We start from the raw sequence: 14,859 nt of genomic DNA on the forward strand, positions 1-14,859 counted from the left end.
GTGTGAGGGTCCGTCCTCAGGCACGATCACCAAAATACTCGCGGCACCACTGCACCACCGGCGGCAGGCCCTGCTCGATCGGGGTGACCGCGTCGAAGCCGAAGGCGTCACGGGCACGACGGGTGTCCGCCATCGTGCGCACCATGTCGCCCGGCTGCATCGGCTTGTAGACCTTCTGCGCGGGGCGGCCGGCGGCCTGCTCGATCACGCTGATGAAGCGCTCCAGCTCGACCGGCGTATGGTTGCCGAGGTTGAACACCCGGTGCGGCACGGTTTCGGTGCTGGGGTTCGCGAGGGCGCCGAGGATGCCCGACACGATGTCGGAAACATGTGTGAAATCACGCTGCATGCGCCCTTCGTTGAACACATCGATCGGCCGCCCGGCCAGCACCGCGCGCGAGAACAGCAGCGGCGCCATGTCCGGCCGGCCCCACGGGCCATACACGGTGAAGAAGCGCAGGCCGGTGGAATGCAGGCCGTACAGCTGCGCGTAGGTGTAGGCCATCAGCTCGTTGGCGGCCTTGGTGGCCGCATACAGCGAGCGCGGCTGGTCCACGCGCTGGTCCTCGGAGAACGGGGGCGTGGCCGAGTCGCCATACACCGAACTGCTGGACGCGTAGACCAGGTGCTGCACGCCGCGATGGCGGCACAGCTCGAGCATGTTGACGAAGCCGACCAGGTTGCTGTCGACGTAGGCGTGCGGGTTTTCCAGCGAATAGCGCACGCCGGCCTGCGCGGCCAGGTGGATCACCGCGGTCGGCTTCACTTCGTCGAACAGCGCCGCCAGGCCCTGCTGGTCGGTCAGGTCCAGGGTGCGCAGGTCCAGGCCCGGGCACAGCGCGGCCACGCGGTCGCGCTTGATCTGCGGGTCGTAGTAGTCGTTGAAGTTGTCCAGGCCGACCACGGCCTGGCCGGCCTCCAGCAGCGCGCGGGCGGTGTAGGCACCGATGAAGCCGGCAGCGCCGGTAAGCAGGATGGTCATGGCAAAGGCTCTGCAACGAAGTTCAGACGGTGGATGTTACCGGTCTCAGAAGAAACCGAAGCGCTTCCTGGCGACGTTGACCCGGCCCGGCACGATCACATCCTGGATGTTCTTCGCATCGAAGCGGTCCAGCAGGGCCTCGGTGTCCTTCCGCAGCTTCAGGTCCATCTCTTCCGGGTACAGCGGGACGATGGACATGAACACGATGGTCCTGCCGTCGTCCAGCTGCAGCGTGTCGAAGCCCTCGGGGGTGGTCACCGGCGGCAGCACGATCGCGCCGTCGAAGCCCACGCCGGGGGCGTACGGCTCGGCCGGGTGGCCGTTGGGAATGGTGTGGCCAAAGCCGAGCCAGGTGTCGTACTCGTGCGGCAGGCGCGCCAGCGTCTTCAGCAGGCGCACCGGCCAGTAATGGCGCTCGTCCCCGAAGGCATCCTGGGTGATCGGCCAGTCGGCCGGCAGGGTCACCATCAGTTCCATGTACTGCGGCACCTCCACCTCATCGGGCGTGGCCATGGGCAGGTCGCTCATGCCCGACGTCACCAGGCGCAGGTAGGGGAAGCGTTCGCTGGCCGGCACCACATGCACGTCGATGTGCACGAGGTCGGAGATGATTTCGTGGAATACGCCCGAGATCGGGCCCAGATGGCACTCGATGTGTGCGCTGATGGCCTCGATGTGCGAGTCGCCCCGGGCCGGGGTGAAGTCCTTCTCCCGGCGGTGGCGCAGGATCGGGCTGCCACCCGGGCTGACGTCGTCGATCTCAGTGCTCATTCCTGCTCCCTGGATGAGCCGCGGCACAGGGCCGTCCCGCGGCGTGCGCGCTTCCTGCCGCGCGCGGTTGCAGCGATGCCGCGCTCAGCCCTGGCGGGTGCGCAGCTTTTCCAGCACGCCGTCCAGCGTGTCCAGATCGGTGTAGTGGATGATCAGCTTGCCCTTGCCGCCGCGGCCGTGGTTGATGGCCACCTTGGTGCCCAGCGATTCGGACAGCTCGGTTTCCAGCGAGGCGATGTCGGCCTGCTGCACCTTCGGCGTGGCCACCGGGCGGTTGCTCGGCACCTTGCCGGCGGCGAAGGCCTGCGCACGGCGCTCGACCTCACGCACCGACCAGCCTTCATCGGCCGCTTCCTGCGCCAGCTTGCCCGCCAGTTCCGGGGCCAGGGTCAGCAGCGCGCGGGCGTGGCCCATTTCCAGGCGGCGGGTTTCCAGCAGCAGGCGGATGGCCACCGGCAGCTCCAGCAGGCGCAGCAGGTTGGACACCGCCGCGCGCGAGCGGCCGACGGCCTCGGCGGCCTCGGCGTGGGTCAGGGTGAATTCGCTGATGAGGCGCTGCAGCGCTTCGGCTTCTTCCAGCGGGTTGAGGTCTTCGCGCTGGATGTTCTCGATCAGCGCCATCGCGATGACGGTGCGGTCTTCCAGCTCGCGCACCACCACCGGCACTTCGTCCAGCCCGGCCAGCTGCGATGCGCGCCAGCGGCGCTCACCGGCGACGATTTCGTAGTTGCCCGCCGGCAGCTGGCGCACCAGGATCGGCTGGATCACGCCCTGCGACTTGATCGAATCGGCCAGCTCGGAGAGCTTGCCTTCGTCCATCTCGCGGCGCGGCTGGTACTTGCCCGGCTGCAGCTGGCCCACGGCCAGCTTGCGCAGCACTTCACCCGGCAGGGGTTCGATGACCGCAGTGGTGGCCTGCACCTGGCTGGCTGCGCCCTTGGGGCCCAGCAGGGCGTCCAGTCCGCGGCCGAGGCCTCGCTTCTTGGCGGCAGGCTTGCTGGTCATCAGGCGGTCTCCACGGCCTTGCCGGCCTTGTTGCGTTCGTTGTTGCGGCGGATGATCTCGCCGGCCAGGCCCAGGTAGGCCACGCCACCGCGCGAGGCGCGGTCGTAGCCGACGATGCTCTGGCCGTGGCTGGGGGCCTCGGCCAGGCGTACGTTGCGCGGCACGATGGTGCGGAACACGCGGTCACCGAAGTGCTCGGTCAGTTCAGCCGACACGGCATTGGCGAGGTTGTTGCGCACGTCGAACATGGTGCGCAGCACGCCCTCGATCTCCAGCACCGGGTTGAGGTTGGTGCGCAGCGCTTCGATGGTTTCCACCAGCGCGCTCAGGCCTTCCAGCGCGTAGTACTCGCACTGCATGGGCACCAGCACCGAATCGGCGGCAGCCAGCGCGTTGAGCGTCAGCAGCGACAGCGCCGGCGGGCAGTCGATCAGGATGTAGTCGTACTCTTCGCGGATCGGCGCCAGCGCGCGCTTCAGGCGCTGCTCGCGCTCTTCCTGCGCCATCAGCTGGATCTCGGCCGCGGTCAGGTCGATGTTGCCCGGCAGCAGGTCGTAGCCCTCAGCGGTGGCCACGCGCACGTCGGCTGCCTTGGCTTCGCCCAGCAGCAGATCATAGGTGGAGGAGACCAGCTCGCGCTTGTCCACGCCACTGCCCATGGTCGCGTTGCCCTGCGAATCCAGGTCGACCAACAGCACGCGCTTGGGTGCGTTGGCCAGGGAAGCGGCCAGGTTGACGGCGGTCGTGGTCTTGCCGACGCCACCCTTCTGGTTGGCGATGGCGATGATGCGGGCCATGCGGGTGTGCCTCGTCGACGTGTGCTGGGACCGGTCATTATGCGTACAACCGGCCCCGTGCGGAAATCATGGATCGCCAACCCCTTGTTTCGCAAAGGGCCGGCGGCGGGGTTCAGGGGCCTGTAACAGTGACCAGATGGCGTTCGCCGGCCAGGCCGGGCACGCTCAGCGGGGTCACCTCGCGCACCTGCCAGCCTGCCGGCAGGGCCGCGATCTCGTCATGCGGGTAGACGCCTTTCATGGCCAGCAGCACGCCACCGGGGCGCAGCAGGTGGCCACCGACGCGGACGATGCCGGCCAGGGTGTCCATCGCGCGCGCGGTCAGCTGGTCGTAGCGGCCGGCTTCGTCCAGCGCCTCGGCGCGCGATTCGGCCACGCGTGCATTGGCCAGGCCCAGCTGGCGCACGGCTTCGCGCATGAAGCGCGCCTTCTTGCCGTTGCTCTCCACCAGGGTGACCTGCAGGCCCGGGCAGGCGATGGCCAGCGGGATGCCTGGCAGCCCGGGGCCGGTACCAAGATCGGCCAGGCTGCCATCGGCCACGAACGGCTGCATCGCCAGCGAATCGAGCAGGTGGCGGGTGACCATCTCCTCCGGATCGCGGATGGCGGTGAGGTTGTAGGTGCCATTCCAGCGGTGCAGCAGCGCCAGATAGCGCAGCAGCGGCGGCGCCAATGCGGCCGCCAGGCCCATGCTGGCCAGGCCCTGTTCCAGCGTGGAGACCACGCCGGCGGGAAGATCGTGTTCGCTCATGCCGTCATTATCGCCGGTTTTGCCCGCCGGTTCGCCGCTTCAATGCGGATACCAGGCCAATGCCGCGCGGAACTGGCCGCTGGCCTGCCATTCGTGCAGGTGCCAGCGCTCGGCCTGGCCCAGTTCGGCGTCGCACCAGCGCAGGTGCAGGGCACCATCGGCACCGGGCGCCAGCAGCAGCCGGTGCAGGCCGAAGGAGATGCCCTGGCCATGCGCCTTGAGCAGCGCTTCCTTGGCGCACCACACGCGGAAGAACCAGTGTTCGCGCGCGTCGGCCGGCAGCCCCTGCAGCCATGCCACCTCATCGGGGTGGAAGAAGCGCTGGATGATTTCCAGCAGCCGCGGGCGCGGCCGCAGCAGTTCCAGGTCCACGCCCAGCCGCACGCCCTCGCCCAGTGCCACCAGCAGCACCTCGCCGCTGTGGCTCCAGCCGGTGCCGTAGTGGGCCAGCGCGCCGGCCAGCTCTGGCCGGCCCTTGTCGTCGCGCACCAGCGGCAGGTCACCCGGTTCACCGCCCAGGGCCTGTGCCAGCACCTGCCGGGCCTGCGGCTCACCGCGCTGGCCGGGCACATGCGGGCAGCGCCAGACCGTCACCGGGCCAAAGCGCCAGGGGCCGTCCAGGGTGGCAGGCAGGCTCATCCGCACGCGCCCGTCACGGGATTGCACGACGGGTTCACAGCGCTGCGCGTCAACTGGCGCTCGTCCCTTCCCCTTCCCGAGGTCACGTTCATGGGCATCATCATCTGGCTGATCGTTGGCGGCATCGTTGGCTGGCTGGCCAGCATCATCATGCGCCGCGACGCCCAGCAGGGCATCATCCTCAACGTCGTGGTGGGCATCGTCGGCGCGCTGATCAGCGGCTGGCTGTTCGGCGGCGGCATCAACGAGGCCATCACCCTGCGCACGTTCCTGTTCTCGCTGATCGGTGCGGTGATCCTGCTGGCCATCGTCAACCTGTTCACCCGCAAGAGCATCCGCTGATCTGAACGGTAGCGCCGGGCCATGCCCGGCGTCTCCCTGCCGCCGCTGCGCTCGCCGGGCATGGCCCGGCGCTACCGCATCAACCGATCTCCACCCATGCCGGCGCATGGTCGCTCGGGCGCTCCCAGGTGCGCGGCTCGCGGTCGATGCCCGACGCCACGGCATTGGCCTTCAGTGCGTCGGAAACCAGCGTCAGGTCGATGCGCAGGCCCAGGTTGCGGCGGAAGCCGGCCGCGCGGTAATCCCACCAGCTGAACACCCCGGCCTCGTCGTTGTGCAGGCGGAAACCATCGTGCAGGCCCAGCTGCAGCAGCTTTTCCAGCGCGCCGCGCTCGGCGGTGGAGGTCAGGATGTGGTTCTCGTTCCACACCTCCGGGTCGTGCACGTCGCGCGCATCCGGGGCGATGTTGAAGTCGCCCATCACGATCAGCTTCGGATGGCGCTGCAGTTCCTGCGCGATCCAGGCGTGCACCGCTTCCAGCCAGCGCAGCTTGTAGTCGTACTTGTCGGTACCGATGTCCTGGCCGTTGACTACGTACAGGTTGATCACCCGCAGGTCACCGAAGGTGCCGGCGATGACGCGCTTCTGCTCGTCCTCGAAGCCGGGGATGCCGATCTGCACGTCCTGCGCCGGCTCACGCGACAGCAGGGCCACGCCGTTGTAGGTCTTCTGCCCGGCGAACACGCTGCGGTAACCGGCGGCGATCAGCGCCGAATCGGGGAACTTGTGGTCCTCCAGCTTGGTTTCCTGGATACCGACGATGTCCGGGCCGAAATCCTTGAGCCACTGCTCCAGGTGCGGCAGGCGGACATTGAGCGAATTGACGTTCCACGAGGCGATTTTCATGGGGCCATTCTACCCGGCCCCGCTTTGGTAGACGCCAACCTTGGTTGGCGCATGGATCTCCCGCGCGCCAACCAAGGTTGGCACCTACCGGTAGTGCCGGCCGCTGGCCGGCAACCCGATGACCACCACCGGCTTCACCGCAGCAGCAGCCTCAACAACCCGGCAATCTTCGAATACGGCGGCCGCAGCCGGTCGCTGGCCGCCCAGCGCGACTGCCACAGCACCGGCAACCGCTTGCTCATCGCATCGAACCCGGCCCGGCCGTGGTACGCGCCCATGCCACTGGCCCCCACCCCGCCAAACGGCAGGCCATCGGCGGCGAAGTGCAGCAGCGTGTCGTTGACCGTCACCCCGCCGGCCACTACCTGGCCGAGGATGCGCTCCACCGTGGCCGTGTCATGGCTGAAGGGATACAGCGCCAGCGGCCGGTCGCGGGACAGCACGTCGCCCAGCGCGGCCTGCAGATCCGGGTAGGCGCGCACCGGCAGGATCGGCCCGAAGATCTCCTCGCGCATCAGGTCCAGGTCGTCCGGCGGGTCCAGCACCACGGTCGGCACCAGCAGGCGCTCACGGTCGGCACGCGCATCATCCACCTGCGCCAGCGGAATCACCGGCACGCCACGCTCGCGCGCCTGCGCCAGATAACCCTGCAGGCGCTGGTACTGGCCTTCGTTGATGATGCGGGTGTAATCGCCGGCATGGCTGAAATCGCCGTAGCGCTCGCGCACCTGCTGCTGCAGCGCCTGCACGAACTCGCGCTGGCGTGCGGTGTCGATCAGCACATAATCCGGCGCGATGCAGGTCTGGCCCGCGTTGAACCACTTGCCGGTGGCCAGCCGCGCGGCGGCAGTGTCCAGCGGGAAATCGCGGCAGACGATGGCCGGCGACTTGCCGCCCAGCTCGAGCGTGACCGGCACCAGATGCTCGGCCGCGGCGGCCATCACCTTGCGCCCTACCGCCGTCGAGCCGGTAAACAACAGATGGTCCAGCGGCAGCGAGGACACCGCCGCAGCCACGTCCGCCCCGCCCTGCACCACCGCCACGCGGTCGCGCGGGAACACGCTGGCCAGTAGATCTGCCAGGAACGCGCTGGTGCGCGGGGTGTGCTCGGAGGGCTTCAGCAGCACATGGTTGCCGGCGGCGATGGCCGTGGCCAGCGGTACCAGTGCCAGCGTGACTGGGTAGTTCCAGGGCGAAATCACCCCGACCACGCCCAGCGGCGTCGGCCGCAGCTGCGCGCGCGCCGGCCACAGCTTCCAGCCAGCCGATACGCGCTGCGGCTTCGACCAGCGCCGCAGGTGGCGGCGCAGGTGGTCGATGGCCGACAGCACGCTCATGCCATCGGCCAGCTTCGATTCAACGTGGGCACGGTGGCCGAAGTCCTCGGCGATGGCCTGGGCCATTTCATCCAGGCGCGGCTTCAACGCCTCGCGCAGGCGGCGCAGGTCAGCTTCGCGCTGGTCGAGCGAGGGGCGCTGGGCCTGCCAGGTGCCGCGCAGGGTGTGCAGGATGGCGGGGAGGTCGGCCGGGGCGGTGGTGGTCATGGGCCGACTATACGAGCTACGGCGGTCATGACCGCATGACAGGGAGTGGAATCGACTGCGTAGAGTCGACTGTCAGTCGACTGCCGTCGGCGCAGAACGCATGAACCCCGCGCTGCGCGCGATAGTCGACCAACGGTCGACTCTACCCGCCGTCAGGCGGTCCGGCGCCCCCCCCCAAAAAACAGAAAGGCCGCGGTCTGCACCGCGGCCTTTCCTTCATTGCATTGAACCCACCGCTTACTTGGTGATGTCCACGTTCTTCGTTTCACGCAGGAACAGGCCCCCGATCACCACCGACATCAGCGCGATGATGATGGGGTACCACAGGCCGTAGTACAGGTTGCCGGTACCGGCCACCAGCGCGAAGGAGATCGCCGGCAGGAAGCCACCGAACCAGCCGTTGCCGATGTGGTACGGCAGCGACATCGAGGTGTAGCGGATGCGGGTCGGGAACAGTTCGACCAGGTAGGCGGCGATCGGGCCGTAGACCATGGTCACGTACAGCACCAGCAGCCACAGCATGAAGATCGTGCCGGCGATGTTGATGCGCGAACCATCGGCCTTGGCCGGATAGCCCGCCGTGGTCAGTGCACCCTTCAGTTCCGCACCAAAGGCATCGGCCTTGGCCTTGCCTTCTTCCTTGGTCAGGCCGGCGGCCTCGTACGAGGTGACGCTGGCGCTGCCCACGTTCACCATGGCCAGCGAACCGGCAGCGGCCGGCTGCACGTCGTACGGCACGCCCGCCTTGGTCAGCGCGGCAGTAGCCACGTCGCAGGAGCTGGTGAACTTGCGCAGGCCGACCGGATCGAACTGGAACGAGCAGGTGCTCGGATCAGCCACAACCAGCGCCGGCGAGTTGCTGCGGGCTTCTTCGATGGCCGGGTTGGCGAAGTGGGTCAGGCCCTTGAAGATCGGGATGTAGGTGACGGCGGCCAGCAGGCAGCCGGCCAGGATGATCTTCTTGCGGCCGATACGGTCGGACAGCCAGCCGAAGAAGATGAAGAACGGCACGCCCAGCGCCAGCGCGGCGGCGATCAGCAGGTAGGAGGTGGTGGCATCGACCTTCAGCATGCTGCTCAGGAAGAACAGCGCGTAGAACTGGCCGCCGTACCACACCACGGCCTGGCCGGCCGCAGCACCCAGCAGGACCAGCAGCATCAGCTTCAGGTTGCCGCCCTTCAGGCTGTCACGGAACGGGGTCTTGGAACCCTTGCCTTCGGCCTTCATCTGCTGGAACAGCGGCGATTCGCTCAGCTGCAGGCGGATCCACACCGAAATACCCAGCAGCACGATCGAGACCAGGAACGGAATGCGCCAGCCCCAGGCTTCGAAGGCTTCGTTGCCCAGGAAGTAGCGGCAGGCCAGGATGATCAGCAGCGACATGAACAGGCCGAGCGTGGCAGTGCACTGGATGAAGCTGGTGTACAGGCCGCGCTTGTCTGCCGGCGCATGTTCGGCCACGTAGGTCGCCGCGCCACCGTACTCACCGCCCATCGCCAGGCCCTGGGCCAGGCGCAGCACGATCAGGATCACCGGTGCGGCGAAACCGATCGAGGCGTAGTTGGGCAGCACGCCGACCAGGAAGGTCGAGATGCCCATGATGAGGATGGTGACCAGGAAGGTGTACTTGCGGCCGATGCGATCGCCGAGGCTGCCGAAGAAGGCCGCGCCGAACGGACGCACGAAGAAGCCGGCGGCGAAGGCCAGCAGGGCGAAGATCATGCCCGTGGTTTCGTTGACGCCACTGAAGAACTGCTTAGCGATGATGGCCGCGAGCGAGCCATACAGGAAGAAGTCATACCACTCGAAAACAGTGCCCAGGCTGGACGCGAAGATGACCTTCTTGTGTCCCTGGGTGAGTTGGGCTTTCGCCGGTGCAGGTGTGCTGGACATGAGACGTTTTCCCTCTGTAGATGCCGACCGTTGGTCGGCATGCAATCCCGGTAGGTCCCGACCGTGGTCGGCACTCAATGTGGTAGGTGCCGGCCGCTGGCCGGCACGCTCTTAGAAGCTGTACTTCGTAGTGAACTGCACGCGGTTGATGTCGCCCTTGCGGCCGTCCTCGATCTCACGCACGCCGTACATGTACTCGGCACCGATATCGACCTTGGGCATCGGCGTGTAGAAGATGTTGCCGCGGATGCTCTGCACGCTCTTGGTGACCAGCGGCCCCAGGCTGCCATCGTTGTCGTAGTCGCTGCGGGCGTAGATCAGGTTGGTGCGCAGCTTCGGGGTGAATGCATGGCGCCAGCCGACGTAGCCGGCCAGCACGCCGGTCGGGTTGAGCTCGTCGCGGGCGATGTCGTAGGCAGTGTCCGCGGTAACGCCCAGGCCGATGTAACGGGCGATTCCTTCGCCACCGGTCAGCTGGTAATGCAGCGAATCATTGCCGCCCATCACCCACTTGCCGCCGAGGGTCAGGCCGCCGGCCACCTTGTCGGCCTTGGCGTTGGTGGCCTGGTTGTCGACCTTCAGCTGGCGGACGATGCCGCCGACGCCGAAGGTGCCCCAGTCGCCCTTCCAGCCGTAACGCATCGTCAGGTCGGGCAGGCTGCCACGGTCGGAGTTGGCGCTGGCGTTGGTCCACGCGCCGGTGACCGGGTTGCGGGTGCCGGTGAGGGTGGTGGTTTCCGGGTTTTCCAGGGCGACGCTGAAACCGCCCTGCGTGTAACGCACCTGGGCCTGGCGGACGAAGATCACGCCATCGGTCGGGCCGACGAAGTCGACCGCTTCCGGCAGCGCCGCCGCATCCATGAAGTTGGACCAGGTCTGGCCAGCCAGCCAGTTGTTCCAGTACATGTAGGCGTGGCGCAGGGTCACGCCGTAGGTGTTGGTGGCGGTCTGGTTGCCCAGCGAATTGCCGAAGAAGTCCATCTCGAACATCGCGCCGGACTTGTTGCCCGACTCGCTGACGTTGTCGATGCCGATGTTGAAGCGCGAGAACTTGGCGTGGGCGTTGTAGTCCACGTCCGAGCGCTTGCCCGAGCCGCCGGCGCCGGCCACCGGGGTCTGGCCCGGCAGGTACAGCGCGCGGCCGGTGGCATCGTCGGCCAGCTGGCCATCGCTGGTCTGGGTGGCCAGGAAATCGGCCTTGATGAAGCCGCCGATCTTGACCGTGGTGCCCGGCGCGGCGCCCGGGGTGATGGTGGTGACCTGGATCGGCTGCTTGCCGGCCGGCACCTGTGCGACCGGCTTCTGCTCGGCCTGCACGGCGCGGACATCGGTCACGGCCTGCTGGGTCTGGACGATCTGGGTCTGCTGTTGCTGCTGCGAGGACAGCAGCGCCTGGACCTGGCGTTCCAGTTCGGCGACGCGTGCTTCCAGTGCTTTCTCTTTGGCGGTCTCTGCAAACGCCATGCCCGGTGCGACCAGGGCGACCAGCAAGCAGGCCGCCAAAGGTTTGCGCACGGCTTTCAACGTACGGTGGCTCATGTTGCCCTCTCTCCCAAGTGGCAAGGTGATGCCGCGCGTGGGGCACGGTCGAGCCGAGACTGCGGGGCGTTTATGTATAGCGGTATTCGCCATTGGTCGAACCCGGGCCTGCAGAGCGCCGCCTTTCGACCATGGTCTAAGCGCCGTGGTGACGCGACCGGGGGTGGATGGGGCAAACTGGTGGCGGAGGGTCGCTGCGATGCTGCGACCGCACATACAAAGTCAACGTGCAAGTGAGGGTGCCATGGCTGATATCTACCCCGTCGATCCGCAGTTCGCCGCCAAGGCACGCATCGACAAGACGTCTTACCAGCAGCAGTACCAGGCTTCGGTGACCGACCCGGATGCGTTCTGGGGCAAGGCCGCCGAGCGGCTGGACTGGATGCGCAAGCCGACCACGATCAGGAACGTCAGCTACGACCTGGCCGACTTCCGCATCAAGTGGTTCGAGGACGGCGAGCTCAACGCCAGCGTGAACTGCCTGGACCGCCAGCTCGAGAAGCGCGGCGACAAGACCGCCCTGCTGTTCGAACCGGACGGCCCGGACGCGCCGGCCCAGCACGTGACCTATCGCGAGCTGTACGAGCGCACCTGCCGCCTCGGCAACGCGCTGCGCAACCTGGGCGTCAAGAAGGGTGACCGGGTCACCATCTACCTGCCGATGATCGTCGACGCCGCCGTGGCCATGCTCGCCTGCGCGCGCATTGGTGCCATCCATTCGGTGGTGTTCGGTGGCTTCGCGCCGAACTCGATCGCCGACCGTGTCAGCGATTGCCAGAGCAAGCTGATCATCACCGCCGACGAGGGCCTGCGCGGAGGCCGCAGGATTCCGCTGAAGGCCAACGTCGATGCCGCGCTGAAGCTGCCAGGCACCAATACCGTCGAAACCGTGCTGGTGGTGCGCCACACCGGCGGCGCGGTGGACATGCAGGCCCCGCGCGACCGCTGGTTCCACGACGTGGTGGACAGCCAGCCGTCCACCTGCGAGCCGGAACGCATGAACGCGGAAGACCCGTTGTTCATCCTCTACACCTCCGGTTCCACCGGCAAGCCGAAGGGCGTGCTGCACACCACCGGTGGGTACCTGCTGTACGCGGCCTACACCCATGAAGCGGTGTTCGACCTGCGCGAGGACGACATCTACTGGTGCACCGCCGATGTCGGCTGGGTCACCGGCCACAGCTACATCGTGTACGGCCCGCTGGCCAACGGCGCGACCTCGCTGATGTTCGAAGGCGTGCCGAACTACCCGGACACCTCGCGTTTCTGGAATGTCATCGACAAGCACCAGGTGACCATCTTCTACACCGCGCCGACCGCCATCCGTGCACTGATGCGCGAAGGCGAGGAGCCGGTGAAGAAGACGTCGCGCGCCTCGCTGCGCCTGCTCGGCAGCGTCGGCGAGCCGATCAATCCCGAAGCCTGGCGCTGGTACTACGAGGTGGTCGGCGACAGCCGCTGCCCGATCGTCGATACCTGGTGGCAGACCGAGACCGGCGGCATCCTGATCTCGCCGCTGGCCGGCGCGATGGACCTCAAGCCGGGTTCGGCCACCCTGCCCTTCTTCGGCGTGCAGCCGGCGCTGGTCAATGCCGATGGCGAGATCCAGGACGGCCCGACCGAGGGCAACCTGATCATCCGTGATTCCTGGCCGGGCCAGATGCGTACGGTCTACGGCGACCACCAGCGCTTCATCGACACCTATTTCCGCACCTACCCGGGCAGCTACTTCACGGGCGACGGTTGCCGCCGCGATGAAGATGGCTACTACTGGATCACCGGCCGCGTGGACGATGTGATCAACGTGTCCGGCCACCGCATCGGCACCGCCGAAGTGGAGAGCGCGCTGGTTTCGCACCCGAAGGTGGCCGAAGCCGCCGTCGTGGGCTTCCCGCACGACGTCAAGGGCCAGGGCATCTATGCCTACGTGACCCTGGTGGCCGACGAAACCCCCAGCGACGAGCTGCACAAGGAGCTGGTGGCGTGGGTACGCAAGGAGATCGGCCCCATCGCCACGCCGGACCACCTGCAGTGGGCGCCGGGCCTGCCCAAGACCCGCTCGGGCAAGATCATGCGCCGCATCCTGCGCAAGATCGCCGAGAACGCGCCGGACCAGCTCGGCGACACCTCGACCCTGGCCGATCCGTCGGTGGTGGCGTCGCTGGTGGACGAACGCAAGGTCCGCTGATGCATCACCCGGGGTCAGAACCCTTTCCGCCAGGAAAGGGTTCTGACCCCATGCAGCTTTCCCCACGGTTCCCCCCCGACCATGACCACCCTCCTGATTGCCGATGACCACCCGTTGTTCCGTGAAGCCCTGCGAGGGGCCGTGCAGCGGGTCATCCCGGGCGTGCAGCTGTTCGAGGCCGACAGCGTGGAAGCGCTGTACGCCCTGGCCGACCAGCACAACGACGCCGACCTGGTCCTGATGGACCTCAACATGCCCGGCGCGCAGGGATTCAACGCGCTGGTGCACATGCGCTCGCTGCACCCGCACCTGCCGGTGGTGGTGGTGTCCGCGCGCGAAGAAGCCACGGTGATGCGCCGCGCGCTCGACCACGGCGCGCTGGGCTTCATTCCGAAGTCGGCCGACTCGGACACGATCGGGCATGCACTGGGCACCATCCTCGATGGTGAAACCTGGGCGCCGCCGGAAGCGCACAACGTGCCGCCCACCGGCAGCGAGGAGCGCGAAGTCGGCCAGCGCCTGCGCGAGCTCACCCCGCAGCAGTTCCGCGTGCTGCAGATGCTCGGCGCCGGCCGCTTGAACAAACAGATCGCCTACGACCTCAACGTCTCCGAAGCCACGATCAAGGCCCACGTCACCGCCATCCTGCGCAAGCTCGGCGTGACCAACCGCACCCAGGCCGTGCTGATGGCCGGCAAGCTGGCGATCGACGACGACGCCATCGTGCTGCCGCCGGATGAAGACTGACACTCCCGTTTGTAGAGCCGAGCCCATGCTCGGCTGCTGTTCGCCGAAGGCCGCGCTACGCGCGTGAGCCGAGCGTAGGCTCGGCTCTACAGGACTCCCCGGTACCTGCCTTTGTAGAGCCGAGCCCATGCTCGGCTGCTGTTCGCCAAGGACCGCGCTACGCGCGTGAGCCGAGCGCAGGCTCGGCTCTACAGGTCTTCGCGGCACCTGAATTTGTGGAGCCGAGCCCATGCTCGGCTGCTGTTCGCCGAAGACCGCGCTAATCCTGCAAGGGCCATCTGCTCCAGGCGTAGGGATACTCGCCAAGATGCGTAGCCAGCCCGGCACGAACCGGATTGGCCGCAATGTACATCGCCTGCGTGCGCAGGCATTCATCGCTGCGCAGGCCGTGATCGTAGTACCCCGGTTGCCAGATCGGTGCATCGGCATCAACGCGCCTGGCGATGGCCCGCCCGCTTCTGGACTTGAGGATCTGCAAGCAGCCGGCGAGCGTTCCGCGTCGCAGTTCGATCAGCCAGTGAAGATGATCCGGCATGATCACCCAGGCCAGGGAACACGTCCGTCCCGTCCGCTCCACCGTACGGAGCGCCTCGATCAGAAGGTCGACGTTGGCTTCATCGTCAAACCAGCGTCGACGCGCGTGTGTCACCGTGGTGATCGCGTAGACATTGCCGGTCTGCGACCAGCGGCCATTACGGAGTGCTGGGCTGGACATGCCCGAATACTATATTGCGACCGACAGGCTCTCCATCAGTGCACCACGGCGAGACATGTAGGCCATTTCCCCGTTGTAGAGCCGAGCCCATGCTCGGCT

Annotated in this window: 14 protein-coding genes; 3 read left to right on the forward strand and 11 right to left on the reverse strand. The window is 67.2% G+C overall.

Features of this window, described 5'->3' with window-relative positions:
* Positions 1–16: 16 nt before the first annotated feature.
* The 6 genes from C1926_RS11255 to C1926_RS11280 form a co-directional block, all read right to left on the reverse strand.
* A complete protein-coding gene (locus tag C1926_RS11255) occupies positions 17–982 on the reverse strand; it encodes an NAD-dependent epimerase/dehydratase family protein (protein ID WP_108759247.1) in 966 nt (321 codons plus the stop codon).
* A gap of 45 nt (positions 983–1,027) precedes the next feature.
* Complete coding sequence (locus C1926_RS11260; protein ID WP_108759248.1) at positions 1,028–1,753, reverse strand: suppressor of fused domain protein; 726 nt, start codon at positions 1,751–1,753, stop codon at positions 1,028–1,030.
* Between the two features lie 84 nt (positions 1,754–1,837).
* The gene (locus tag C1926_RS11265) at positions 1,838–2,758 is read right to left on the reverse strand and encodes a ParB/RepB/Spo0J family partition protein (RefSeq protein WP_079224318.1); all 921 of its coding nucleotides are present in this window, start codon (positions 2,756–2,758) and stop codon (positions 1,838–1,840) included.
* Complete coding sequence (locus C1926_RS11270; RefSeq protein ID WP_079224320.1) at positions 2,758–3,555, reverse strand: ParA family protein; 798 nt, start codon at positions 3,553–3,555, stop codon at positions 2,758–2,760. The genes C1926_RS11265 and C1926_RS11270 overlap by 1 nt, the downstream gene beginning before the upstream one ends.
* Positions 3,556–3,667: 112 nt before the next feature.
* Positions 3,668–4,306, reverse strand: a complete 639-nt coding sequence (rsmG, locus tag C1926_RS11275) for a 16S rRNA (guanine(527)-N(7))-methyltransferase RsmG (protein ID WP_108759249.1) — start codon at positions 4,304–4,306, stop codon at positions 3,668–3,670.
* Positions 4,307–4,345: 39 nt separating this feature from the next.
* Positions 4,346–4,945, reverse strand: a complete 600-nt coding sequence (locus tag C1926_RS11280) for a 4'-phosphopantetheinyl transferase superfamily protein (RefSeq protein WP_108759250.1) — start codon at positions 4,943–4,945, stop codon at positions 4,346–4,348.
* Between the two features lie 90 nt (positions 4,946–5,035).
* On the opposite strand from C1926_RS11280, the gene C1926_RS11285 reads away from it, so the two are divergent.
* Positions 5,036–5,287 (forward strand): GlsB/YeaQ/YmgE family stress response membrane protein, encoded by a 252-nt coding sequence (locus C1926_RS11285; RefSeq protein ID WP_079224325.1) that lies wholly within the window; start codon positions 5,036–5,038, stop codon positions 5,285–5,287.
* Positions 5,288–5,366: 79 nt separating this feature from the next.
* Here the strand turns inward: C1926_RS11285 and xth are convergent, their stop codons facing one another.
* From xth to C1926_RS11305, 4 genes are all read right to left on the reverse strand, one after another.
* The gene (xth, locus tag C1926_RS11290; protein WP_108759251.1) at positions 5,367–6,134 is read right to left on the reverse strand and encodes an exodeoxyribonuclease III; all 768 of its coding nucleotides are present in this window, start codon (positions 6,132–6,134) and stop codon (positions 5,367–5,369) included.
* A gap of 134 nt (positions 6,135–6,268) precedes the next feature.
* A complete protein-coding gene (locus tag C1926_RS11295) occupies positions 6,269–7,678 on the reverse strand; it encodes a coniferyl aldehyde dehydrogenase (protein WP_108759252.1) in 1,410 nt (469 codons plus the stop codon).
* A gap of 237 nt (positions 7,679–7,915) precedes the next feature.
* A complete protein-coding gene (locus C1926_RS11300) occupies positions 7,916–9,571 on the reverse strand; it encodes an MFS transporter (RefSeq protein WP_108759253.1) in 1,656 nt (551 codons plus the stop codon).
* A 111-nt stretch (positions 9,572–9,682) separates the two neighbouring features.
* On the reverse strand, positions 9,683–11,110 hold the full coding sequence (locus C1926_RS11305) for a DcaP family trimeric outer membrane transporter (protein ID WP_079224338.1): 1,428 nt from the start codon (positions 11,108–11,110) through the stop codon (positions 9,683–9,685).
* A gap of 244 nt (positions 11,111–11,354) precedes the next feature.
* Between C1926_RS11305 and acs the strand changes: the two genes are divergently transcribed.
* Positions 11,355–13,298 carry an acetate--CoA ligase gene (gene acs / locus C1926_RS11310; protein ID WP_108759254.1) on the forward strand — a complete coding sequence of 648 codons (1,944 nt, stop codon included), beginning with the start codon at positions 11,355–11,357 and terminating at the stop codon, positions 13,296–13,298.
* Positions 13,299–13,379: 81 nt separating this feature from the next.
* Entirely contained in the window at positions 13,380–14,045 is a 666-nt protein-coding gene (locus C1926_RS11315; protein WP_108759255.1) for a response regulator transcription factor, read from the forward strand.
* Between the two features lie 259 nt (positions 14,046–14,304).
* On the opposite strand, the gene C1926_RS11320 is transcribed toward C1926_RS11315, so the two are convergent.
* Positions 14,305–14,760 carry a transposase gene (locus C1926_RS11320; protein WP_108759256.1) on the reverse strand — a complete coding sequence of 152 codons (456 nt, stop codon included), beginning with the start codon at positions 14,758–14,760 and terminating at the stop codon, positions 14,305–14,307.
* Positions 14,761–14,859: the final 99 nt, after the last annotated feature.

The sequence above is a fragment of the Stenotrophomonas sp. ZAC14A_NAIMI4_1 genome (assembly GCF_003086915.1).
Taxonomy (GTDB): domain Bacteria; phylum Pseudomonadota; class Gammaproteobacteria; order Xanthomonadales; family Xanthomonadaceae; genus Stenotrophomonas.